We start from the raw sequence: 23,747 nt of genomic DNA, 5'->3' as shown, positions 1-23,747 counted from the left end.
TGCATCACGTGACGAGTGTCTCAACAACCTTATCGACTTATGTAAAAACAAGGCCGGCGCAAAGCCGGCCTTACCGATTACATCACCAGACGGCGAATATCGGCCATAATGGTCGCGATATAGGCTGCGAAGCGAGCACCTGCTGCGCCATCGATCACACGGTGGTCGAAGGAGAGAGACAGAGGCAACATCAGACGCGGAGCAAACTCTTTACCATTCCAAACCGGTTTCATGGATGATTTTGACACACCCAAGATAGCCACTTCTGGCGCATTAACGATTGGCGTAAACGCCGTACCGCCGATACCGCCCAGGCTGGAGATAGTGAAACAGCCGCCTTGCATATCAGATGCTGTCAGTTTGCCATCACGCGCTTTCTTCGAAATAACAGTTAGCTCGCGAGACAACTCGACAATACCTTTTTTGTTCACGTCACGGAATACCGGAACAACCAAGCCGTTAGGGGTATCAACCGCCACGCCAATATTGATGTATTTCTTCAGGGTCAGCTTTTGACCATCTTCGGAAATGGAGCTGTTAAAGCGCGGGAACTCTTCCAATGCCTTAGCAGCCGCCTTCATCAGGAACACCAGCGGGGTGATTTTCAGATCTTGTCTTTTCTTCTCAGCTTCGATGTTCTGTTGCTTACGGAAGGCTTCAACTTCAGTGATATCCGCTTCATCGAACTGTGTCACATGTGGGATCATGACCCAGTTACGGCTCAGGTTCGCACCAGAGATTTTCTGGATACGGCCCAATTCGACCTCTTCGATTTCACCAAACTTGCTGAAATCGACTTTCGGCCAAGGCAGCATGCCTGGTAAGCCGCCGCCGGAGACTGCCGGAGCAGATTCAGCGCGTTTCACCGCATCTTTCACGTAAGCCTGAACGTCTTCGCGCAGGATACGGCCTTTACGACCACTGCCTTTGACTTTCGCCAGGTTGACGCCGAACTCACGGGCCAGGCGACGGATAACCGGAGTGGCATGCACGTAAGCATCATTCTCGGTAAATTCGCCTTTGCTCGCGGCGGGAGCAGTTGGAGCTGCTGCTGGAGCCGCCGCTGGTGCTGCAACCGGTGCCGCTGCTTGCGGTGCTGGAGCCGCAGTTGCCGCAGGTGCTGCGCCTTCCACTTCGAATACCATGATAGGAGAGCCGGTTTTCACTTTGTCGCCGGTGCTGATTTTGATCTCTTTCACGATACCGGCGAAAGGTGCAGGCACTTCCATCGAAGCTTTATCGCCTTCAACGGTGATCAGGGATTGTTCAGCTTCAACTTTATCGCCGACTTTCACCATCACTTCGGTCACTTCAACTTCGTCGTCACCGATATCGGGCACTTCAACGTTCTTAGCCGCTGATGCCGCAGGCGCTGCTGCCGGAGCAGGTGCCGCCGCAGGTTCTTCTGCTTTAGCAGGAGCCGCAGCGGCCCCTGTTGCTTCGAAGATCATCATCAGTTTGCCGGTAGCAACAGTGTCGCCAACCGCAATTTTGATCTCTTTAACCACACCTGCCTGCGGTGATGGGACTTCCATAGAAGCTTTGTCACCTTCAACAGTGATCAGCGATTGTTCCGCTTCAACGGTATCGCCAACTTTCACCATGATTTCGGTGACTTCAACTTCATCCGCACCGATGTCCGGTACATTGATTTCGATAGACATTATTCTTTACCTCTTATGCCAGACGCGGGTTAACTTTATCGGCGTCGATACCAAACTTAGTAATTGCTTGTGCAACTACGCTGGTGTCGATGTCACCACGTTTAGCCAATTCACCCAGCGCGGCAACCACAACGTAAGAAGCATCAACTTCAAAGTGGTGACGCAGATTCTCACGGCTGTCAGAGCGGCCGAAACCATCGGTACCCAGAACACGGAACTCGCTGGCAGGAATAAAGTTACGAATTTGTTCAGCGAACAGCTTCATGTAATCGGTAGAAGCAACGGCTGGAGCATCGTTCATCACCTGAGCCACGTAAGGAACACGTGGAGTTTCTGATGGGTGCAGCATGTTCCAACGCTCACAATCCTGACCGTCACGGGCCAGTTCAGTGAATGAAGTTACGCTGTAAACGTCAGAACCTACGCCGTAGTCGTTAGCCAGAATCTGCGCGGCTTCACGAACGTGGCGCAAAATGGCACCAGAACTCATCAGCTGCACTTTGCCTTTGCTACCTGCAACAGTTTCCAGTTTGTAGATACCTTTACGGATACCCTCTTCTGCGCCCTGCGGCATGGCTGGCATGTGGTAGTTTTCGTTCAGCGTGGTCAGGTAGTAATAAACGTTTTCCTGCGCTTCACCGTACATACGCTCCAGACCGTCATGCATGATGACTGCCACTTCGTAAGCATAAGCGGGATCGTAAGAGATGCAGTTCGGGATAGTCAGCGACTGAATATGGCTGTGACCATCTTCGTGTTGCAGACCTTCGCCGTTCAGGGTGGTACGACCTGAAGTGCCGCCGACCAGGAAGCCACGCGCCTGTTGGTCACCTGCCGCCCAGCACAGATCGCCAATACGTTGGAAACCGAACATGGAGTAGTAGATGTAGAACGGGATCATTGGCAGATCGTTGGTGCTGTATGAAGTCGCAGCCGCCAGCCATGAAGAGGCCGCACCCAGTTCGTTGATCCCCTCTTGCAGGATCTGGCCTTTTTCGTCCTCTTTGTAGTAAGCAACCTGTTCACGGTCTTGCGGGGTGTACTGCTGACCATTCGGGCTGTAAATACCAATCTGACGGAACAGACCTTCCATACCGAAGGTACGGGCTTCATCGGCGATGATTGGAACGATGCGATCTTTGATCGACTTGTTCTTCAGCATCACGTTCAGCACGCGCACGAAGGCGATAGTGGTAGAGATCTCTTTATTCTGCTCTTCCAGCAAGGAGCTGAAATCTGACAATGCAGGGATTTCCAGCTTCTCGGTGAACTTAGGCATACGGGTTGGCACATAGCCTTCCAGCGCCTGACGACGTTCGTGCAGATATTTGTACTCTTCTGACTCTTTATCGAAAGTGATGTAGGGCAGTTTTTCGATATCAGCATCAGCCACTGGCACATTGAAACGATCGCGGAAGTGGTGAACCCCTTCCATGTTCATTTTCTTCACCTGATGGGCAATATTTTTGCCTTCAGCGGTTTCGCCCATGCCGTAACCTTTAATGGTGTGGGCCAGGATAACCGTTGGTTTGCCAGTGGTATCTTGTGCTTTTTTCAGTGCCGCAAAGACTTTCTTAGGATCATGACCGCCACGGTTCAGAGACCAGATCTCGTCGTCGCTCATGTCTTTCACTAATGCAGCAGTTTCTGGGAAACGGCCAAAGAAGTGTTCGCGCACATAAGCGCCGTCTTTGGATTTGAAGGTCTGGTAGTCACCATCCAGGGTTTCGTTCATCAGTTGGATCAGTTTACCGCTGGTATCTTTACGCAGCAGCTCATCCCAACGACCACCCCAAATCACTTTCAGAACTTGCCAGCCAGCACCGCTGAAGATGCCTTCCAGCTCATTAATGATTTTGCCGTTACCGGTAACTGGGCCATCAAGGCGCTGCAAGTTACAGTTGATAACGAAGACCAGGTTATCCAGTTTTTCACGGGTGGCGATGGTGATCGCACCTTTGGATTCTGGCTCATCCATCTCGCCGTCGCCCAAGAAGGCGTACACGGTCTGTGCTGAAGTGTCTTTCAGACCACGGTGAGAGAGATATTTCAGGAACTTAGCTTGATAGATGGCACTGATCGGGCCAAGACCCATTGATACTGTCGGGAACTGCCAGAATTCAGGCATCAGTTTCGGGTGCGGGTAAGAAGAGAGACCTTTACCGTGAACTTCCTGACGGAAGTTGTTCATCTGATCTTCAGTCAAGCGGCCTTCAAGGAAAGCACGAGCATAGACGCCCGGAGAGATGTGACCTTGGAAGTAAACCAGATCGCCGCCATCTTTTTGGGTACGAGCGCGGAAGAAGTGGTTGAAGCAAACCTCGTAGAAGGTCGCGGAAGATTGGAAGGATGCCATGTGGCCGCCCAAATCCAGATCTTTCTTCGACGCGCGCAACACCGTCATCACGGCATTCCAACGGATAGCAGAGCGAATACTACGCTCCAACTCCAGGTTGCCAGGGTAAGCCGGTTCGTCTTCTACTGGGATCGTGTTGATGTAATCACGGCTGGCTGAACCTGCTGCAACACTCACACCACCTTTACGGGCTTCGCCCAAAACCTGATCAATCAGATACTGAGCACGCTCAACACCCTCTTCACGGATAACCGATTCAATCGCCTGTAGCCAGTCGCGAGTTTCGATCGGATCCACGTCATTATTTAAACGTTCTGACATGGTGGTATTCCTTATCTGTTTCTAATGGTTTATTTGGAGCCTATCTTCCTGTGCTTTAACCCCAGGCTAAAGCACGTGCCCTGGTGAAAACACCGGAAGATAGGCCCATCAGTTTAGTTGCCGCTAATGATTCTCAAATGAGAATCCAAAACGAATTATTGAGGTTTTGCAGAGGCGCAACCTAAATGAATCGTTTCTAGTCCTTGCGCTGTTGGAGCCGACGCAAAGATCGCTCACGGCGACTGTGCTCCCGACTAAGATCCAACAGAATTTCCTCAATAAACGCCAAGTGACGGTGTGAAGCTTCGCGGGCTTTCTCTGGCTCGCGTGCCACAATCGCCTCAAAAATCCCGGCGCGGTGACTGCTCACCGTTGCCAGCATTTCGCGGCGCGAGTAAAGCAATTCGAAGTTTTGTTTAACATTTTGTTCGAGCATCGGCCCCATGCAGCGCAACAAATGCAGTAAAACCACATTATGTGCCGCCTCTGTGACAGCCACTTGATACTGCATAACAGCATCGGCCTCAGCATCTAAATCACCGCTGTCTTGGGCTTGCTGAATAACAGTATGGCACTCACGGATACGTTGCAGGTCTTCATCAGTACCGCGCAGGGCTGCGTAATAGGCAGCAACACCTTCGAGGGCATGACGGGTTTCTAATAGATCGAATTGTGATTCGGGATGGTCGGCCAGCAGTTCAGCCAACGGATCGCTAAAGCTTTGCCACAGATTGGTTTGCACGAAAGTACCACCACCCTGACGGCGCAGCAGCAGACCTTTAGCTTCCAGACGCTGGATTGCTTCTCGCAACGAAGGTCGGGAAACATCAAATTGCTTCGCCAACTCACGCTCTGGCGGTAATTTCTCACCCGGGCGTAGCGTCCCTTCCAAAATCAGGTACTCAAGCTGTTGCTCAATGACATCTGATAATTTGGGCTGACGGATTTTGTTGTAGGCCATATTTTATGAGTCGCGCTGTAAGCCGTATTGAGTGAATCGTCTCTGCAAATAGCGCGGAGTCAATTGGTAATACCAATTCAAAAAACGTGACGATAAAGTAACAAAGTATTCACCACCTGTCCATACGGACCTTGACCAAAATCATGAAACCCAGCACATTTTAACAACTCCACTAATAAAGTGACGCAAAGTGATAACGCACCGTTGGTAATACCATTACCTGACATCAATGAGTTTTAACTTTTATGAAACGGGTATTTAGGCAAGCTGAAGCGTTATAGTTATTTTATTTATGAGTTTATATTCTTAAGTTATGAATAAGCATTCAATCAATACACAGGAAAATGTGTCCTTCTCTTTTCTCTGACCTGGACACAGGTTTGACCATGGTAGAAATGGCCAACTGATGAGTTTTCGTACTAAAACTACCCATTACTGCTTTTTCGCCAAACAACAGCTTGATCAGGCATCACAATTTTATTTGCATTTTTGACCAAATATTCACCGGTTAAAATAAAAAGCAGGTGCAATAATTCCCGCCTACCACTATTCTCTGTTAAACGGTAGCCAAACAAGAAAACTCCATGCAAAGCCACCGTAAACAAAACAATACAGATAATGTAATCAAAATATTACGCATAGCATAAGGCTCGGGTTTGCCGGCTAAAAGTGACAACGACAGAGGATGCAATAATGAGTGTTCAGCAGGAAGGTGCGGAGCTAAAGCGGGGGCTTAAAAACCGCCACATTCAGCTAATTGCCTTAGGTGGCGCAATTGGTACTGGACTATTTCTGGGTATCGCGCAAACCATAAAAATGGCGGGGCCTTCAGTTTTACTGGGGTATGCAATCGGCGGTTTTATCGCGTTTCTGATTATGCGCCAGTTAGGTGAAATGGTGGTTGAGGAGCCGGTCGCCGGTTCGTTCAGCCACTTTGCGTATAAATATTGGGGTAATTTCGCCGGTTTTGCTTCCGGTTGGAACTACTGGGTGCTGTACGTGTTAGTGGCAATGGCCGAACTGACTGCGGTCGGTATCTACGTGCAATACTGGTGGCCGGAGATCCCAACCTGGGTCTCTGCCGCGGTCTTCTTTCTTGCCATCAATGCCATCAATCTGGCAAACGTCAAAGTCTATGGTGAGATGGAGTTCTGGTTCGCCATTATTAAAGTGGTCGCCATCATCGCCATGATTCTGTTCGGTGGATGGCTATTACTGAGCGGGCAAGGCGGCCCGGAAGCCACAGTGACCAACTTGTGGGCGCAAGGGGGATTCTTCCCCAATGGCATCATGGGCTTGGTGATGGCCATGGCGGTTATTATGTTCTCCTTCGGTGGCCTTGAATTAGTGGGCATTACCGCCGCAGAAGCTGAAAACCCAGCTAAAAGCATCCCGAAAGCCACCAATCAGGTTATCTACCGTATCCTATTGTTCTATATCGGTTCTTTGGCTATTTTGCTCTCTCTCTACCCGTGGGGCAAAGTGGTCGAAGGCGGCAGCCCGTTTGTGCTGATCTTCCATGCATTGAACAGTAATGTGGTCGCCACGGTATTGAATATTGTGGTACTGACGGCGGCACTGTCGGTCTACAACAGTTGTGTTTACTGCAACAGCCGCATGTTGTTCGGCCTGGCAAAACAGGGCAATGGCCCGAAAATACTGTTGAAAGTCGATGGTCGCGGTGTACCGGTAATTGCCATCGCCGTCTCAGCATTTGCCACCGCCTTCTGTGTGCTGATTAACTACTTAATACCGGGCCGTGCTTTTGAATTATTGATGGCACTGGTGGTCTCCGCACTGGTCATCAACTGGGCGATGATTAGCCTCGCACATCTTAAATTCCGTGCGGCTAAAAACCGTCAGGGCGTCATTCCGCAGTTCAAAGCATTCTGGTATCCGTTCAGCAACTACCTGTGCTTACTCTTCCTGAGTGGCATTCTGGTCATCATGTATTTGACACCAGGCATTCAGATTTCCGTGCTATTGATTCCAGCGTGGTTACTGCTACTGGCGGTCAGTTACGTCCTGAAAAATCGGGGTCAGCGGGTAACAGCTTAGTAGCAGAAAGTCACTGATTATCCTCAGAATCTGACGATAACACCTCTAACGGGCCAGCCTCCAGTGCTGGCCCGTTCATTCATTTTTAATCGGATTGCCGTAAGCATCAGCAATTATGGTATTGAGAGTAATGCTATCTATGTCTTGCCGCCGACTCTCGCTATCACTTTAGCCACTTCTGTTTTGGTACTCGCCGACTCAATACAGGTTTCTCCATTAGCATCAGTCGTGGTGCTACCTTGAACAGAAGCTACACTAAGCAATGTATTTTCTTTATTAGTAAGAAAAATAAGAATAATTCACAACAGAAAACCATATCAAAAGGGCTGATCACTCATGACCAGCCCTGCTCGCTAAACCAAGGCTCCATATATCGTCAGCAAAGCCACTACTACAATCATCGCCAGCGTCACTTTTCGTGCCAATGAGACAGCCGCTCTTGGCGTCTGCACGGGATCTAAGTGGGGCTCCCGAGCCAGAGAATACTGCGCAAGCCTAGTCAGCACTTGGTATTGCTGAGAGTGGAAATCACCCAGCGAAGCAAACCAGGCAGGTAATGCTCTTTCGCCATGGCCCAACAATGCATAGGCAGCACCCACTAATCGCACGGGTATCCAATCCAGCCAATGTAGAATGCGATCAATCCCCGATTGAGAGCGCTGTAAAGGGGTATGATGCCGCGCCAGCCAAGTTTGGTAGCCACGTAACATCGCGTAACCCGCTAACGCCACAGGACCATAGTTAACACAGGCTACAAACCAGAAAATCGGGGCCAAATAATAGCGGAAATTTATCCACAAAAGTGCATTTTGCAAGGATTGCAATCTGGCTTTCTCACCACTCTCCACGGGTAAACCATGGATTAGCGCTAACTCCTCGGCCATTTTATCTGTGGCATGTACATCACCTTGCCGCGCAGCTTTTAAGTACGCACGATAATGTTTACGAATGCCACCTGCACCAATACATAGCAGGCAAATCAATATCCAGATAAGTAACGCAGGGAAACCGAACAACATATTTTGCACTAACTGTAAAATCAGCCATACCAGCACCATCCACACTGCGGCCAGCAAAATAGTTTGTACTAACGAAAAGTGGCGTAAACGGGCAAATACAACTTCAAGACGGTGATCTAACTGCCAATGTTCGCCCAGTTTAAATAAGCGCTCCCACGCCAGCACCAGCAACAACGTAAACAGTGTCATTAGCTCTTACTCTCCCTTTACATTTAACCACCCTAAGCAGGGCATATGCCTCCCGGCATTCATAAACAACAATATCAGTTGAGGCAGTAAAACAATGCCCCCTTGACACTCAACCCTTGGCTAATATTCAGTTACCAACATCACTATTATGGTGATAACTTTGCTAAACCCTGCTGGTACATGGCCCAATCAAACGCAGGGCCTGGGTCTGTTTTACGTTCTGGCGCAATATCACTGTGGCCAGTCACCCGATCAGCAGTGATCGGATAATGAGCAAATAGCAGCGCACTTATCTTATGTAGGCTGTGATATTGTGCGGGCGTAAACGGTAGCACATCCGTCCCTTCCAGCTCGATTCCAATAGAAAAATCGTTACACCGCTCACGCCCGGCAAAAGTTGATACTCCGGCGTGCCACGCACGTTTATCAAACGGAACATATTGGATAACTTCACCATCACGGCGAATCAGGCAATGGGCCGAAACTCGCAGGTGAACAATATCAACAAAATAGGGATGTTCATCGGCATTAAGTGTGCCAGTAAATAGTTGATCGATATACGGGCCACCAAATTCACCGGGAGGCAAACTGATATTGTGAATCACCAGCAGCGAAGGCGCTTCACCTTCTGGGCGCTGATCAAAGTGGGGAGAGACAACCCGTTTAACCCCTGAAATCCAGCCATTTTCTAACTGCCAGTCACTTTCTAACTGCATAGCTTACCTAAGCCCCCGAATAGTACACTTCTGCCAGCTCTTTTATGGCACTTCGACCAGCAACAGAGTAGCATGTTTGGACCACTATCCATCCGCCATTTCGGAGTTTTCTATGCCGACCCGCAGCTATAACGCTGACAGCCGCCGTGCCGAGCTATTGGAACGAATTCAACGTGATATCCCTTCAACTGTCGCTCAAGCTTTGAGTGAAGATCTCGGTGGTGAGGTCAATGCAGACCGCGATCTCACTGCACAATTACTCCCAGCAGATAGACAGGCTAGCGCCACAGTCATTACTCGCGAGCCGGGTATTTTTTGTGGCCAGCGCTGGTTGAATGAAGTGTTCATTCAACTTGGTGCTCAAGTATCAGTTGAGTGGCTCGTTAATGATGGCGACAAGCTAACGGCGAATCAGACGCTTTGTCATCTGGCAGGCCCTGCCCGTATCTTGCTCACTGGTGAACGCACCGCACTCAACTTCCTGCAAACGTTATCGGGTGTCGCGACTGAAGTAAGCCGCTATGTGGCGGTACTCTCAGGATTGCATACACAGCTACTTGATACCCGAAAAACATTGCCGGGCCTACGTACTGCTTTGAAGTATGCCGTTCTCTGTGGCGGCGGCAATAACCACCGACTCGGTTTGTCTGATGCTTTTCTTATTAAAGAAAACCACATTATTGCCGCTGGTTCGATCAAAGAAGCAGTGGCGAAGGCGTTTTGGATACATTCCGATGTCCCTGTCGAGGTTGAAGTTGAATCCCTTGATGAGCTGCAACAAGCACTGGAAGCCGGTGCAGATATCATTATGTTAGATAATTTTACCATTCCAATGATGCGTGATGCCGTTCAGATACGTGATGAGCTCGCCAAAACTCAGGAAAGCGCGCAACTGGAAGTTTCCGGCAACGTGACGCTGGAAACACTACGGAGCTATGCCGAAACAGGCATTGACTTCATTTCAGTCGGCGCCTTAACCAAACACATTACGGCCCTAGACCTTTCTATGCGTTTCCAGTAAATCCTACCCCCGTAGAGGCGAGGCCCAAGGATGGGCCGAATAACGAATACGCCAGCACACCTACAAAGTGGAACAACAAAGGTATATCAAATTATTTTCGCAGGTTCACCGCTATTAACAGACGCTAATTCTGTTTTGCGAACGCCGCCGAAGTTATCTGTGAATCCATTGCAACAACCTAAATATCCGACAGTAAGCTTCGCAAATCGATGTAATGCCCCTTTTCTCCTGAATTGAAAATCTGCACTCTTGCCTCGTTTTCTCAAACACATGGAGAGTGGTAAATGGCTAATCAACATCAACATCAACATCAACATCAACATCAACATCAACATCAACATCAACATCAACAAGGTTTTACATTAATTGAATTGATGGTAGTGATCGCGATAATCGCAGTTCTCAGCGGTATTGGTATCCCTTCCTATCAACGTTACCTCCAAAAAGCAGCGCTCACCGATATGTTACAGAGTATCGTCCCCTACAAGATGGCAGTAGAACTTTGCGCACTAGAACATACCAAGCTTGATGGCTGCAATGCGGGTAATAACGGAATACCCACAGGGCAGTCCTCGCGTTATGTCAATGCAACAGCCATTGATAAAGGTGTGATTACACTTACAGGTCAACAGACACTCGCCGATCTGACTCTAGTCATGTCACCAACAATAAGTAGCAGTGGAAATATAGTCTGGTCGAGAACCTGTACCACAACAAATGTCAGCCTTGCTGATAGTTGTAAAAACACATTCCAGTTCAAGGATGGGGCTAAAATCAAATGACTAAATATATGACATCCTCACGAGAGGTAATCAGTGACGAATTGCACGCACTCTGTCGCCGTCATAGAGCAATCGCTCTAAGACTCGATGGAAAGAACCTCTTCATCGCTTCATCTGGCCCAGTAAATGATGAGTTATTAACTGCACTGCGTTTTACTTGTGGCCGAAAAATCAGAGTGGAGTATTGGCCGGAAGCTAAGATTGAGCAATCGTTGAATCTGGCTCCATCCAGCAAAGAACAACGAAGCAAGGGAATCGACTCCACGACTCACAATCAAAGTACATCCCAACAAATAGGCGAGCGGCAGGGAGCCAGCTCATCAAACCTGTCATTACAGGACCAGAATGAAACCTTGCTTGATAAAGAAAGTGATATACCCGTGACCCAATTTATCACGCAAACACTCAGGCTAGCGATTCAAAAACGCGCATCAGACATCCATTTTGAACCTTATCAACATCGCTATCGTATCCGTTTAAGAATTGACGGTGTATTACATGAATCCCCACCACCCACACCTGAGTTAGCCAGTCGAATCAGCAGCTATCTGAAGGTGATGGCGAAATTGAATATCGCAGAAAAACGGCTGCCGCAAGATGGTCAGTTAAGTCTGCAACTAAATGGCACTCGCTACTCAATGAGGATAGCGACCCTTCCTGTACAGTATGGTGAAAAAGTGGTGCTGCGTATCCTTAATATGCAGCAGCAGTCGACATTGGAAAATCTCGGGTTACCAAAAGTCGGCGTCCAACAATTAACGCGAGCTTTATCAGCTCCACAAGGTCTGATACTGGTAACCGGACCTACTGGCAGTGGCAAGACCGTGACACTGTATTGCAGCCTAGGGCACCTTAATCAGCCGCAAAGAAACATCTGTAGCGTTGAAGATCCCACCGAGATCCAGCTTGATGGTATAAATCAAACCCAGACCAATAGTAAGATTGGGCTGGATTTCTCTCAGGTATTACGTGCGATGCTACGTCAGGATCCGGATGTGGTTATGCTCGGTGAGATTCGTGACAATGAAACCGCAGAAATAGCCGTTAAAGCAGCGCTGACAGGGCATCTGGTGCTCTCAACACTGCATACCAATTCAACGGCGGAGACACTGATACGCCTGACTCAAATGGGAATAGAGCGTCACCTCATTGCCTCGAGCCTGAGCTTAGTCATCGCCCAGCGCCTCGTCCGTAAGCTCTGCATACACTGCCGACAAGTATCTCCTCACCTTTTTCAGCCCCCAGCAGAGACACATACCGCCCCATTACAACACTATCAAGCTCGGGGCTGCGAGCACTGCTGTGCGGGCTATTATGGCCGAACCGGAGTTTACGAGATGTTAAATATCACTCCGCAAATACAACAAGCCTTACTCAATAATGTCAGCCCTCGTGAACTTACACAAATTGCGCGGGAGCAGGGCCAAAAAACATTACTCTCCGCAGGTCTGGTGTTGGTCGAACGTGGAGTCACGACTCTCGAGGAAATTAACCGTGTTGTGGGGCTCTTAGTTGAAGTTGATGCTGAGGTAACATCGTGAACCAGCAGCGCTTATTTTATTGGAGAGCAATTGGAACTTCTGGCCAATTACAAACAGGCGCGCTACTGGCGACAGAGAGAAACATTGTCTACGAATATATGTTTCGTCATGGATTGCAACCTCTGGGGATTAAAAGCGGTAAGCGGCTATCTGTAAGCTATTGGCGAGGAGAGCGTTTAGTTACTGTTACTCGCCAGTTAGCTACGCTACTACAAGCGGGTTTGCCTCTAGTCCATAGCTTGCAGTTATTAGCAAAAGAGATGGATGCTCTTCCATGGCGATGCTTATTACAGGAAATCAGCCAACAGGTTTCACAGGGCCAATCATTATCCGAAGCAATGACACATTACCCACGTATTTTTCCGCGATTATATCCCCCAGTAATTGCTATGGGGGAGTTAACCGGGAATCTTGAGCAGTGCTGTATTCAGTTGGTCGAGCATCAGGAACGGCAACAAAAATTACAAAAAAAAGTGATCAAAGCACTAAAGTATCCCGTGTTTGTCTGCATTATCGCGTTAGTTGTCAGTGTGTTAATGTTGGTAATGGTGCTACCTGAATTTGCACAGATCTATCAATCATTTGATACGCCACTGCCCACGCTTACTGCCTCGCTTCTTTGGATGTCAACACGCCTTACAGATTATGGGCTAGGTATCGCCGTCATACTGATATCACTCAGCACCGGATATTTTTATGCACGACAACATAAGGCCCGCTGGCAAATATGGGAGCAAAAAATTTTATTACGTATTCCATTAGTCTCGGCATTAGTTCGTGGCAGTTGCCTTAGCCAAATTTTTCAAACATTGGCTATCACTCAACATGCAGGATTACCACTAACAGCAGGATTAGATGCAGCACTTCTTTCCGCCAGTAACGAGACCTATCGGCAAGCACTACAACATATTCAAAGGCAGATAAATCAAGGTTCCCCTCTATATACCGCTCTTGATCAATACCATTTATTTCCCCCACTGTGCCAACAACTGGTGCGAGTAGGCGAGGAGTCAGGCGCTCTGGATGTACTGCTAGATAAGCTGGCAGATTGGCATCAGCAACAAACACAAGATTTGGCTGATAATCTCACTCAAATGTTGGAGCCACTTTTGATGTTGATTATTGGCGGTATTGTTGGCGTTTTGGTGATAGCAATGTATTTACCGATCTTCCAGTTAGGGGATGTCATTGGGTAGATAGGGGAAAGCTCGCTGGCACTGTGATAGGAGAAAATATGACTAGTCCTACTATAGGTTGATACTTTTCAGCCTTATAACGCCCGATGAAGCTCATCGGGCATTTTGTATTTCGCGACAGATATGGCCGGCGTGTGTGGTAGATTTCTACCAACTCCCTGACCATCTTTCTTTATCGCGTCCTGAAATAAGTTGTCACTCTGAAATGAATAAGCTTCAGGTATTCATTGACCACCGCATCCAGAAAGACATTATCACCGGAAGTTTGAGATTAATTACTGCCAAATACGCGGTTTTCTTGCTCTGCTACACGAATAAACGTAGTGCGTTTAGTTAGCTCTTTTAAGTGTGAAGCACCGACGTAAGTACAGGCTGAACGCAGGCCGCCCATGATGTCACGTACTGTGTTATCAACCGAGCCACGCAATGGCAATTTAACAGTTTTGCCTTCTGCTGCACGATACTCAGCAACACCACCTACATGGCGTTTCATAGCAGATTCAGAGCTCATACCATAGAACAGCATGAACTTCTCGCCATTCTCTTCAACGACACGACCTTCACACTCATCATGTCCAGCTAGCATGCCACCCAACATCACAAAGTCAGCACCGCCGCCGAACGCTTTAGCTACATCACCCGGTACGGAACAACCGCCATCACTGACAATCTGTCCACCCAGACCATGCGCCGCATCAGCACACTCGATAACAGCGGATAGCTGTGGATAGCCAACCCCAGTTTTCACTCGTGTAGTACAAACTGAACCTGGCCCAATACCAACTTTAACAATATCAGCACCAGAGAGGATCAGCTCCTCTACCATCTCGCCGGTGACCACATTACCCGCACAGATCACTTTATCCGGGCAAGCTTCACGGGCTCTTTGCAAGAAAGCGACAAAATGTTCTGAGTAGCCGTTAGCCACATCGATACAGATGAATTTTAAGGCGGGTGATAACGCCAAAATTTGTTTCATTTTGTCGAAATCAGCAGAAGAGGTGCCGGTGGAGACCATAACATGGCGCAGTACTGATTCAGGGACACGTTTCACAAACTCGCCCCACTGCTCAACAGTGTAGTGCTTATGAACTGCGGTAAGAACATCGAATGAGGCCAAGACTTCAGCCATGCGGAAGGTGCCAACGGTATCCATGTTAGCGGCGATGATAGGTACACCGGACCAATTCCAACCTGAGTGTTTGAAGGTAAACTGGCGCTCCAGCTCCACTTCAGAGCGACTTTTCAGTGTTGAACGTTTAGGGCGGATTAATACATCTTTGAAACCTAACTTTAAACCTTCTTCAATACGCATGGCTTATTATTCCTGGTTAGTGGCGATAGATCGCAAAATTGATCGGGCGTAAATCACGCCATCCCAGTGAAGCTATCATACGCATGAATAATTCTTCGGCAAGACTGCGAATTCACCTTTATTTACGCTACAATCCCACAAATTACCTGAAGAGTCGCAACCATGTGTCCGGTGATATACCTACTTCACGTATTTCTCCACGCAGTTCAAATAGAATGCACTCCTTGCTATGCCTGATCGCTTGCTTTCAGATACAATTCGGCCACTCACTAACAGCATGTAAGGTTAGGCAATGACCTATATTGTGGCCCTCACCGGCGGAATTGGCAGCGGTAAAAGCACCGTAGCAAATACATTCGCTAATTTTGGTGTGCCCCTTATTGATGCTGATATCATCGCCCGCCAAATCGTTGAGCCGGGAACGCCAGCGTTAGCAGCTATTGCTTCCCACTATGGCAAAACCATTTTACAAGCTGATGGCACATTGAATCGTGCAGCATTACGCGAAAAAATTTTCAGTGAGCCGCAGGAAAAAGCATGGTTAAATTCATTATTGCATCCGCTAATTCAGCAAGAAACTCAGCGCCAATTTGCCGAGATAGATACACCATACATACTTTGGGTTGTCCCGCTACTGGTTGAAAATGGTTTACACCACCGAGCGAATCGTGTGTTAGTGGTAGATGTTACACCTGAAATACAACTTGCTCGAACGATGGCAAGAGATGGTATTACCCGCCAACAGGCAGAACATATTTTAGCATCACAGGCTTCGCGACAGCAGCGGCTGGCCTGTGCTGATGACATTATTGACAATAGCGGCGATCCATTAATTATCGCCCCGCAAGTTGCTTCATTACACCAGCAGTACTTAAAATTAGCAGCAGCGGCCCAACAGGATCTACATCAATGAGTGACCTCACCTCAACAATACTATTTGAACACCCGCTCAATGAAAAGATGCGGACCTGGCTGAGAATGGAGTTTTTACTACAACAATTAGTAAGTCAGTGTTCATTAGATAATATCGCCAGTGCGTTAACATTTTTCCGCACTGCATCTGATTTAATTGATGTTCTTGAGCGCGGTGAAGTGCGTACTGATTTGCTCAAAGAGCTTGAGCGCCAACAACAGAAATTGCAGCAATGGAGTGATATGCCCGGCGTTGATATGTCGTTAATGGATACCCTGCGCAGTCAGCTAAAAAGCCGGGCATCGGTATTGATGTCAGCACCACGTATTGGGCAAGCATTAAAAGAAGACCGCTTAATCAGTGTTGTTCGCCAGCGGTTAAGTATTCCCGGCGGTTGCTGTAGTTTTGATTTACCCACTTTACACACTTGGTTGCACCAACCGCAGGAACAGCGCAATCAGCACATTGATAAATTGCTAGCAAGTTTAGCTCCACTCAATCAGTCGCTGACCCTCATTTTAGACTTAATCCGCCAGTCTGGCCCATTACGCCCACAAATCAGCTTGAATGGCTTCTTCCAAGATAACGCCGAAGGTGCAGATCTGCTCCGATTACGTCTGCCGCTAGATCCCCAGCTATACCCGCAAATTTCTGGCCATAAAACACGATATGCCATTCGCTTCTTACCACTCGACAGTGAAAATGGTACTGTGCCAGCTCGTTTATCGTTTGAATTAGCCTGCTGCTGATTTAGTTATAATGATACCCAATGGATTCCAAGGGTTGGAAGGTGGCAAATTCATTCACCTGTGACTTGAAAGATAGAGGGTAGAGAAAGATTTTGAGGAGAGAACATGGAACCCGAAGTCATCGAGGTTAACTGCCCAACTTGTGGGAAAATCGTAGTTTGGGGTGAACAAAGCCCGTACCGCCCTTTCTGCTGCAAACGTTGCCAGCTTATTGACTTAGGTGAGTGGGCGGACGAAGAAAAACGTATTTCCAGTAGTGGCGAGTTATCTGACAGTGACGAATGGAGCGAGGAAGAGCCTCCTAAGCACTGATGCTCATACCAAAATGGAGCAAACTACCTTGCTCCATTTCAGTTATAACGCGGTACTATGCAGTGAGTAGTTCGATGATTGCTGCATTCGCGGGTGGAAACTCTTCAGCCAACAATTCAGATTGTCTCACCCAGCGCATCGGTTGCCCTTCGCGACCAAAAGGTTCGCCATCCCACGCTTCGACCATATAAAAAGTTAATGTCACAATACGATCAGTAAAAGTATGCTCTAGCACTTTGAGTAGCGTCGCCTTCTGCACCACAATTCCGGTCTCTTCCAACAGTTCACGTTTTAAGGCCAGTTCCGGCGTTTCACCCTGTTCAATCTTCCCGCCAGGGAACTCCCAAAAACCCGCCATATGGGAGTCAGCAGCGCGCTGGGTAATAAAAATCTCTTGCTGGGCGTTGCGAATAATCCCTACCGCAATATGCAAATGTTTCAATTCTTTTCTCCTCATCAGAGAGCTGACTCATGTGGCCCTCTGTTTACTTGTCCTAAGGCAGCTCGACAAAAAACAAAATAAAAGGGCGGTGTTTAGCCGCCCTTATTGTCAGTGACACCGTGGCCTAAATATTACTGTAGGCTACCATGGCACTGTTTGTATTTTTTGCCTGAGCCACATGGACACGGATCGTTACGACCCACTTTGCGCTCAAGGTTGGCGGCAACATTGATCTCTTCCTGTGACATCAATGCGCTGTTGTCAGACTGGTGGCTCAGTTGTTGCTGTTTAGCCAAACGCTCAGCTTCTTCACGACGTTGTACTTCCAGCGCTTCTACCTCTTCAGGCATCCGCACCTGTACTTTGCTCAGCACGCTAATCACTTCATATTTCAGTGATTCTAGCATGGCGGCAAACATAGCGAAGGATTCGCGCTTATATTCTTGCTTAGGATCTTTTTGCGCATAACCACGTAAATGGATACCTTGACGCAGGTAGTCCATCGCAGCCAAATGCTCTTTCCACAAGGAATCGAGCGTTTGCAGCATCACGCCTTTTTCGAAGTTGCGCATCATTTCAACGCCAACAACCTCCTCTTTGCGGTGATAAACTTCGATCGCCTGTTGAAGAATGCGCTCACGTAATGTCTCTTCATGCAGTTGCGGCTCATCTTCCAGCCATTTTGCAATCGGCATATCAAGATCGAAATCATTTTTCAGGCGCAGCTCTAACCCTTCAACATCCCACATCTCTTCTAGTGACTGGGTTGGAATGTAGCCATCAATAACCGTTTTAAAGACATCTTCACGGATACTGTTGATGGTTTCGCTGACGTCGGACACATCTAACAGCTCGTTACGCTGGCTGTAGATAGCGCGACGCTGGTCACTGGCAACATCATCATATTCCAGTAATTGCTTACGAATATCGAAGTTACGGCTTTCAACTTTACGCTGTGCGTTAGCAATGGCCTTGGTTACCCATGGATGCTCAATGGCTTCGCCCGGTTTCATACCCAGTTTACGCATCATGCCAGACACACGGTCGGAAGCAAAAATACGCATCAATGCATCTTCCATCGACAGGTAGAAGCGTGAAGAACCCGCATCACCCTGACGACCCGCACGACCACGCAACTGGTTATCGATACGGCGTGATTCATGACGCTCAGTACCAATAATGTGCAAACCACCGGAGGCCAGAACCGCATCATGACGAATCTGCCATGCAGCTTTGATGGCGGCGATTTGCTCTTCAGTTGGATCTTCGAGCAAGGCAATCTCACTCTGCCAGCTGCCACCTAACACGATGTCAGTACCACGGCCGGCCATGTTGGTTGCGATAGTAACCGCCCCCGGTTGACCCGCTTGGGAAACGATATCCGCCTCCATGGCGTGGAATTTGGCGTTCAGAACTTTGTGTTCAATACCCGCTTTAGTTAACTCAGCGGATACCACTTCAGATTTCTCAATCGAGATGGTCCCGACCAATACAGGCTGACCATTGGCGGTACGTTCACGGATATCTTCAATGATCGCGCCGATTTTTTCCTGCTCGGTCATATAGACCAAATCAGCCAAATCCTTACGAATCATTGGACGGTTAGTAGGTACAACAATGGTATCCAGCTTGTAGATTGAGCTAAATTCAAATGCTTCGGTATCTGCTGTACCGGTCATACCGGCCAATTTTTCGTACAGGCGGAAGTAATTCTGGAAGGTGATGGAAGCCAGCGTCTGGTTCTCGTTCTGGATTTCCACGCCCTCTTTGGCTTCAATAGCCTGATGCAGGCCATCGGACCAGCGACGCCCTTGCATGGTACGACCGGTGTGTTCGTCAACGATGATAACTTCGCCGTCTTTCACAATGTAATCGACATCGCGGGTAAACAATACATGCGCGCGCAGCGCTGCCGTGACGTGGTGCATCAACATGATGTTAGTTGGAGAATAGAGTGACTCTCCCTCTTCCATAATGCCCGCTTCTACCAACATTTGCTCAATCAGAATCAAACCACGTTCTGTCAGGTGAACCTGACGTGATTTTTCGTCCACTGAGAAGTGGCCTTCACCCTGGAAGGTATCTGAGTCCTCTTTTTCCTGACGAATCAGTTTTGGAATCAGTTTGTTAACCCGGATATACATCTCGGAGCTATCTTCGGCTGGGCCAGAGATAATCAGCGGAGTACGGGCTTCATCGATCAAGATGGAGTCAACCTCATCTACCAGCGCATAATGCAGCTTACGCTGTACACGCTCTTCAGGGCTGAATGCCATGTTATCGCGCAGATAGTCAAAACCGTATTCGTTGTTCGTACCGTAAGTGATGTCAGCAGCATAAGCCGCACGCTTGGCCGGTGCCGTCATATTCGGCAGGTTGATACCAACACTCAGACCAAGGAACTCGAACAATGGACGGTTATTTTCGGCGTCACGTTGAGCCAAATAGTCGTTGACAGTAACCACATGAACACCACGGCCACTTAACGCATTGAGGTAAGCGGGCAGCGTTGCCGTCAGAGTTTTACCTTCACCAGTACGCATTTCGGCAATGCAACGCTCATTCAGTACCATACCGCCGAGCAATTGTACGTCGAAGTGACGCATACCAAACACACGCTTACTGGCCTCGCGCACCACAGCAAACGCCTCAGGAATCAAGGTTTCCAGCACCGCACCTTTTGCCAGGCGCTCACGAAACTCGTCTGTTTTGGCGCGTAATTCAGCATCAGTCAGTTTTTCAACTTCAGGTTCCATGCGGTTGATTAGCTCAACCACTTTGCGCATGCGGCGCAGGGTACGATCGTTACGGCTGCCAAAAACTTTGGTTAATAATTTAATTAGCATGATTCTTAATATCTCTTACAAGACCACCAAACCGACGGTCAAAGGTTACATAAAATGGGGGTAGAAAAGGGAATAATTAGCTGAAATTGGCAGGCCCGGCGCGGATGCCTTGCACTTGTGCAAGCCAAAGCCCAGGTTTGTGTAATGAAAGAACAGGCCGTTTAACCTGCTCGGTATAGCGAATGATCGCGGGTGGCTTAAACTCGTGCGTCAGGAGGGCGTTCAGTGTATCCAGCAACGCAAGCTGCTGAATTTGTGATGGTTCTATCTGTTCGACCTCTGTAACTTCCTGCACTCGGGCATAAGCCGCTTGGGGTGCCAACGCAAATGAGAGGTGACGAATAACCGTCCGCAGTGCATGCTGCTGCCAATAGTCTACGCTGATTGAAGGACGGCGATGTATATCATGCAACAATGCTAAACTGTTAAAGTTTGTCGCAGCATGATTCTGACGGCTTTGGCTTGACGATGTATTAGGTATCGCGGTTTGATCTGGCACGCCAGACAGATTTGAAGGCACGCCAAGACTTGCCGCGACCATCCCCAATAAGAGATGCGGCCAGAAATAACGTCTACCAAATTGTCGCCAACGATTTAGAATACCGATCACGAGTTTAAAATCCGCCGGAGCCTTGTCAATGCGTGAAAACCGCCCACAATTATTAGATGTTCTGTTCGATGATGCGGTTGCAGCAGAAAATGGACCGCTACATAACGTACAACAACGCGCGACTGCACTGTTAAAACTTAACCGTGCGGTAAAAGGATTGCTCCCTTCACAATTACAGCCGTGGTGCCGTGTCGCTAACTATCGACAGAGTGTTTTAGTGCTAGAAACCGCGAATGCCAGCTGGCTAATGCGCTTACGCTATGAGCAACCCGCTTTACTTTCTGCACTACGAGCGCAAATTCTACCATCATTGTCTTCAATCGACATCAGGATTAATCCATCGTTAATGGCTAAGGGTCATAACATGACGCAAGATGCCGCAAAATCGTCGGAAAATCCTGGGAAATCTCCGCCATTACGTCACTTAAGTTTGGAAAGTGCTAAGGAATTAAGAGGATTAGCGAGCCGTAGCCCTGAGAGACTGAGGACAATATTGGAACGATTAGCTGCGTTGGCCGGAGAGAGTGCCAACGCAACCAAAAGTGATGGTGATAAATAGCCTTAGTAAGCTAATACCGTAGACGGTGCTTTGAATGCCAATGGCATTTCGGCTTCGTCTTGGAACGTCACAAATTCCCAAGCTTCTTGCTTAGCTAACACAGCCTGCAATAGCTTGTTATTTAAGGCATGACCTGACTTGTACGCAGTAAATGCGCCAATAATATTATGGCCACACATAAACAGGTCGCCAATCGCGTCCAGCATTTTGTGACGAACAAACTCATCTTCGAAGCGCAGGCCATCTTCATTTAATACGCGGTAATCATCAACCACGATGGCACAATCGAAACTACCGCCCAGGCACAAACCACGGGACTGTAGATACTCGATATCACGCATGAAACCAAAAGTACGTGCTCGACTGATTTGGCGGACGAATGAATCGGCCGAGAAATCCAGACGGTAACGTTGAGTACTTGAGTCAATCGCCGGGTGATTAAAATCAATGGTGAAATCTAAACGGAATCCATTGAATGGAGACAATTCAGCCCATTTATCACCGTCTTCAACCCGCACTGTCTCTTTTAGACGCAGGAATTTCTTCGCAGAGTTTAACTCTTCGATGCCAGCATCTAACAGCAAGTACACGAATGGACTGGCACTGCCGTCCATAATCGGTACTTCGGGAGCGTTAACTTCAATAATAATGTTATCAATCCCTAACCCTGCCAAAGCAGCGTTGAGATGCTCAACAGTAGAAATACGCACGTCATGCTCATTGACCAGGCAAGTACAGAGCATGGTATCACGCACGGATTTTGCATCTGCCGGGAAATCAACCGGTGGATTCAAGTCAGTGCGACGATAGATGACCCCGGTATTAGCCGGCGCGGGTCGCATTGTCAGCGTGACTTTTTTACCGGTGTGCAAACCGACGCCAGTCGCCTGAACAATACGTTTTAAAGTCCTTTGTTTGATCATCGTTTTATCTCGCAATGTTATCCATCCTACCGACCTAGCTTATAACAAGATCGGCGGGACAGTTTAGCACAAAGAGCGGAGATTCCAATATTTTCGGAAATTAGTCGGCTTGCTTGCGCAAAAATGCCGGAATATCCAAATAATCGGGCTCTTTATTGGTTTGAGCAGTTGGGTCATTGACCACTTTAGCCGCAGGTTTAACTTCCTGAGGTAGAGGTGACATGCCATGCTGCTGGTAACGATGGTCCATCACAGGCTGAGTCTGCTTGTTGGTAACCAACGTGATTTCAGGACGTTTGTCCATGCCGATACCGGTCGCCACCACAGTGACACGCAATTCATCGTTCATTTCTGGGTCCAACGATGTACCGATAACCACGGTCGCATTGTCGGACGCAAATGCACGAATGGTGTTACCCACAGTTTCGAACTCATCTAAACGCAAATCAAAACCAGCGGTGATGTTGACCAACACGCCACGAGCACCAGATAGGTCGATATCTTCCAGTAACGGGCTGGAGATCGCCATTTCTGCAGCTTCTTCCGCACGATCTTCACCGCAAGCCACACCGGAGCCCATCATGGCATAACCCATTTCGGACATCACTGTGCGCACGTCAGCAAAGTCGACGTTCATCAGACCAGGGCGGGTGATAAGCTCAGCGATACCCTGAACAGCGCCTTTCAGTACGTCGTTAGCCGCACCGAATGCATCCAGTAAAGAGATGCCACGACCCAGAACTTTCAGCAACTTATCGTTCGGGATAGTGATCAGTGAGTCCACATGTTTGGACAACTCAGCAATACCTTGCTCAGCGAACGCCATGCGTTTTTTGCCTTCAAAATTGAAAGGCTTAGTCACCACGGCAACTGTCAAAATACCCAGTTCTTTTGCCACTTCGGCCACAACAGGGGCAGCACCAGTACCAGTACCACCGCCCATACCTGCCGCGATAAAGACCATGTCCGCGCCTTCAAGGGCAGCACGCAGAGCTTCACGGTCCTCTTCGGCTGAATTGCGGCCCACTTCTGGGTTCGCGCCAGCACCGAGACCTTTGGTAATACCACTACCAATCTGGATGGTTTGGCCAACAGCCGTCTTACGTAGCGCCTGAGCGTCTGTATTAACGGCGAAGAATTCAACACCTTCGATGCGCTCGCGCACCATGTGTTCGACGGCATTACCACCGCCACCACCGACGCCGATGACTTTAATCACCGCGTCATTGGTTAGTTCCATAGGTTCAAACATAG

20 protein-coding genes are annotated in these 23,747 nt (G+C 48.5%); 9 read left to right on the top strand and 11 right to left on the bottom strand.

The annotated features are described in order from the left end of the window. Window positions 1–77: 77 nt before the first annotated feature. The 3 genes from aceF to pdhR all read right to left on the bottom strand — a co-directional run bounded on the left by aceF (window position 78) and on the right by pdhR (window position 5,302). Complete coding sequence (gene aceF / locus HRK25_RS09855; RefSeq protein ID WP_005275177.1) at window positions 78–1,664, bottom strand: pyruvate dehydrogenase complex dihydrolipoyllysine-residue acetyltransferase; 1,587 nt, start codon at window positions 1,662–1,664, stop codon at window positions 78–80. A gap of 13 nt (window positions 1,665–1,677) precedes the next feature. Continuing rightward, window positions 1,678–4,341, bottom strand: a complete 2,664-nt coding sequence (aceE, locus tag HRK25_RS09850) for a pyruvate dehydrogenase (acetyl-transferring), homodimeric type (protein WP_032898073.1) — start codon at window positions 4,339–4,341, stop codon at window positions 1,678–1,680. 196 nt (window positions 4,342–4,537) lie between these two features. Next, complete coding sequence (gene pdhR / locus HRK25_RS09845) at window positions 4,538–5,302, bottom strand: pyruvate dehydrogenase complex transcriptional repressor PdhR (protein ID WP_005275180.1); 765 nt, start codon at window positions 5,300–5,302, stop codon at window positions 4,538–4,540. Window positions 5,303–5,995: 693 nt separating this feature from the next. On the opposite strand from pdhR, the gene HRK25_RS09840 reads away from it, so the two are divergent. Next, on the top strand, window positions 5,996–7,360 hold the full coding sequence (locus tag HRK25_RS09840) for an amino acid permease (protein ID WP_005275187.1): 1,365 nt from the start codon (window positions 5,996–5,998) through the stop codon (window positions 7,358–7,360). 353 nt (window positions 7,361–7,713) lie between these two features. Here HRK25_RS09840 and ampE read toward each other — a convergent pair whose 3' ends face one another. After that, the gene (gene ampE / locus HRK25_RS09835; RefSeq protein ID WP_005275193.1) at window positions 7,714–8,568 is read right to left on the bottom strand and encodes a beta-lactamase regulator AmpE; all 855 of its coding nucleotides are present in this window, start codon (window positions 8,566–8,568) and stop codon (window positions 7,714–7,716) included. A gap of 146 nt (window positions 8,569–8,714) precedes the next feature. Beyond that, a complete protein-coding gene (gene ampD, locus HRK25_RS09830; protein ID WP_005275199.1) occupies window positions 8,715–9,284 on the bottom strand; it encodes a 1,6-anhydro-N-acetylmuramyl-L-alanine amidase AmpD in 570 nt (189 codons plus the stop codon). 112 nt (window positions 9,285–9,396) lie between these two features. Between ampD and nadC the strand changes: the two genes are divergently transcribed. The 4 genes from nadC (at window position 9,397) to hofC (ending at window position 13,824) form a co-directional block, all read left to right on the top strand. Further along, entirely contained in the window at window positions 9,397–10,305 is a 909-nt protein-coding gene (gene nadC / locus HRK25_RS09825; protein ID WP_005275201.1) for a carboxylating nicotinate-nucleotide diphosphorylase, read from the top strand. Window positions 10,306–10,679: 374 nt separating this feature from the next. Continuing rightward, window positions 10,680–11,087 carry a prepilin peptidase-dependent pilin gene (gene ppdD, locus HRK25_RS09820; RefSeq protein WP_244262463.1) on the top strand — a complete coding sequence of 136 codons (408 nt, stop codon included), beginning with the start codon at window positions 10,680–10,682 and terminating at the stop codon, window positions 11,085–11,087. Beyond that, window positions 11,084–12,628 (top strand): type II secretion system protein GspE, encoded by a 1,545-nt coding sequence (gene gspE / locus HRK25_RS09815; RefSeq protein WP_032898074.1) that lies wholly within the window; start codon window positions 11,084–11,086, stop codon window positions 12,626–12,628. The genes ppdD and gspE overlap by 4 nt, the downstream gene beginning before the upstream one ends. Next, window positions 12,625–13,824 carry a protein transport protein HofC gene (hofC, locus tag HRK25_RS09810; protein ID WP_032898075.1) on the top strand — a complete coding sequence of 400 codons (1,200 nt, stop codon included), beginning with the start codon at window positions 12,625–12,627 and terminating at the stop codon, window positions 13,822–13,824. The genes gspE and hofC overlap by 4 nt, the downstream gene beginning before the upstream one ends. Window positions 13,825–14,095: 271 nt before the next feature. On the opposite strand, the gene HRK25_RS09805 is transcribed toward hofC, so the two are convergent. Next, complete coding sequence (locus HRK25_RS09805; protein ID WP_004875550.1) at window positions 14,096–15,139, bottom strand: GMP reductase; 1,044 nt, start codon at window positions 15,137–15,139, stop codon at window positions 14,096–14,098. Between the two features lie 292 nt (window positions 15,140–15,431). Here HRK25_RS09805 and coaE point away from each other — a divergent pair, with 292 nt between their 5' ends. The 3 genes from coaE (at window position 15,432) to yacG (ending at window position 17,113) form a co-directional block, all read left to right on the top strand. Continuing rightward, window positions 15,432–16,052, top strand: a complete 621-nt coding sequence (gene coaE, locus HRK25_RS09800; protein WP_005275209.1) for a dephospho-CoA kinase — start codon at window positions 15,432–15,434, stop codon at window positions 16,050–16,052. Then, a complete protein-coding gene (zapD, locus tag HRK25_RS09795; protein WP_032898076.1) occupies window positions 16,049–16,801 on the top strand; it encodes a cell division protein ZapD in 753 nt (250 codons plus the stop codon). The genes coaE and zapD overlap by 4 nt, the downstream gene beginning before the upstream one ends. A gap of 105 nt (window positions 16,802–16,906) precedes the next feature. Continuing rightward, window positions 16,907–17,113 (top strand): DNA gyrase inhibitor YacG, encoded by a 207-nt coding sequence (gene yacG, locus HRK25_RS09790; protein WP_032814702.1) that lies wholly within the window; start codon window positions 16,907–16,909, stop codon window positions 17,111–17,113. 55 nt (window positions 17,114–17,168) lie between these two features. Here yacG and mutT read toward each other — a convergent pair whose 3' ends face one another. From mutT to secM, 3 genes are all read right to left on the bottom strand, one after another. Next, a complete protein-coding gene (mutT, locus tag HRK25_RS09785; protein WP_005275214.1) occupies window positions 17,169–17,555 on the bottom strand; it encodes an 8-oxo-dGTP diphosphatase MutT in 387 nt (128 codons plus the stop codon). A 131-nt stretch (window positions 17,556–17,686) separates the two neighbouring features. Continuing rightward, complete coding sequence (gene secA / locus HRK25_RS09780) at window positions 17,687–20,401, bottom strand: preprotein translocase subunit SecA (RefSeq protein WP_005275216.1); 2,715 nt, start codon at window positions 20,399–20,401, stop codon at window positions 17,687–17,689. 76 nt (window positions 20,402–20,477) lie between these two features. Beyond that, entirely contained in the window at window positions 20,478–21,011 is a 534-nt protein-coding gene (gene secM, locus HRK25_RS09775; RefSeq protein ID WP_005275218.1) for a secA translation cis-regulator SecM, read from the bottom strand. A gap of 28 nt (window positions 21,012–21,039) precedes the next feature. Here secM and HRK25_RS09770 point away from each other — a divergent pair, with 28 nt between their 5' ends. Further along, window positions 21,040–21,570, top strand: a complete 531-nt coding sequence (locus HRK25_RS09770; protein WP_005275220.1) for a DUF721 domain-containing protein — start codon at window positions 21,040–21,042, stop codon at window positions 21,568–21,570. Window positions 21,571–21,572: 2 nt separating this feature from the next. Here HRK25_RS09770 and lpxC read toward each other — a convergent pair whose 3' ends face one another. Then, entirely contained in the window at window positions 21,573–22,493 is a 921-nt protein-coding gene (gene lpxC / locus HRK25_RS09765; protein WP_004389005.1) for a UDP-3-O-acyl-N-acetylglucosamine deacetylase, read from the bottom strand. A gap of 100 nt (window positions 22,494–22,593) precedes the next feature. Further along, window positions 22,594–23,745 carry a cell division protein FtsZ gene (gene ftsZ, locus HRK25_RS09760; protein ID WP_004389003.1) on the bottom strand — a complete coding sequence of 384 codons (1,152 nt, stop codon included), beginning with the start codon at window positions 23,743–23,745 and terminating at the stop codon, window positions 22,594–22,596. Between the last annotated feature and the right edge of the window lie 2 nt (window positions 23,746–23,747).

It is taken from the genome of Yersinia bercovieri ATCC 43970 (genome assembly GCF_013282745.1).
GTDB classification, from domain to species: Bacteria; Pseudomonadota; Gammaproteobacteria; order Enterobacterales; family Enterobacteriaceae; genus Yersinia; species Yersinia bercovieri.
The sequence above is the reverse complement of the archived record's forward strand: the minus strand, read 5'-3'. Positions and strand labels throughout refer to the sequence as shown.

Coding starts and splice junctions, on each gene's coding strand:
- aceF (WP_005275177.1), bottom strand. CDS start 1,664: ATGTCTATCGAAATCAATGTACCGGACATCGGTGCGGATGAAGTTGAA.
- aceE (WP_032898073.1), bottom strand. CDS start 4,341: ATGTCAGAACGTTTAAATAATGACGTGGATCCGATCGAAACTCGCGAC.
- pdhR (WP_005275180.1), bottom strand. CDS start 5,302: ATGGCCTACAACAAAATCCGTCAGCCCAAATTATCAGATGTCATTGAG.
- HRK25_RS09840 (WP_005275187.1), top strand. CDS start 5,996: ATGAGTGTTCAGCAGGAAGGTGCGGAGCTAAAGCGGGGGCTTAAAAAC.
- ampE (WP_005275193.1), bottom strand. CDS start 8,568: ATGACACTGTTTACGTTGTTGCTGGTGCTGGCGTGGGAGCGCTTATTT.
- ampD (WP_005275199.1), bottom strand. CDS start 9,284: ATGCAGTTAGAAAGTGACTGGCAGTTAGAAAATGGCTGGATTTCAGGG.
- nadC (WP_005275201.1), top strand. CDS start 9,397: ATGCCGACCCGCAGCTATAACGCTGACAGCCGCCGTGCCGAGCTATTG.
- ppdD (WP_244262463.1), top strand. CDS start 10,680: ATGGTAGTGATCGCGATAATCGCAGTTCTCAGCGGTATTGGTATCCCT.
- gspE (WP_032898074.1), top strand. CDS start 11,084: ATGACTAAATATATGACATCCTCACGAGAGGTAATCAGTGACGAATTG.
- HRK25_RS09805 (WP_004875550.1), bottom strand. CDS start 15,139: ATGCGTATTGAAGAAGGTTTAAAGTTAGGTTTCAAAGATGTATTAATC.
- coaE (WP_005275209.1), top strand. CDS start 15,432: ATGACCTATATTGTGGCCCTCACCGGCGGAATTGGCAGCGGTAAAAGC.
- zapD (WP_032898076.1), top strand. CDS start 16,049: ATGAGTGACCTCACCTCAACAATACTATTTGAACACCCGCTCAATGAA.
- yacG (WP_032814702.1), top strand. CDS start 16,907: ATGGAACCCGAAGTCATCGAGGTTAACTGCCCAACTTGTGGGAAAATC.
- secA (WP_005275216.1), bottom strand. CDS start 20,401: ATGCTAATTAAATTATTAACCAAAGTTTTTGGCAGCCGTAACGATCGT.
- HRK25_RS09770 (WP_005275220.1), top strand. CDS start 21,040: ATGCGTGAAAACCGCCCACAATTATTAGATGTTCTGTTCGATGATGCG.
- lpxC (WP_004389005.1), bottom strand. CDS start 22,493: ATGATCAAACAAAGGACTTTAAAACGTATTGTTCAGGCGACTGGCGTC.
- ftsZ (WP_004389003.1), bottom strand. CDS start 23,745: ATGTTTGAACCTATGGAACTAACCAATGACGCGGTGATTAAAGTCATC.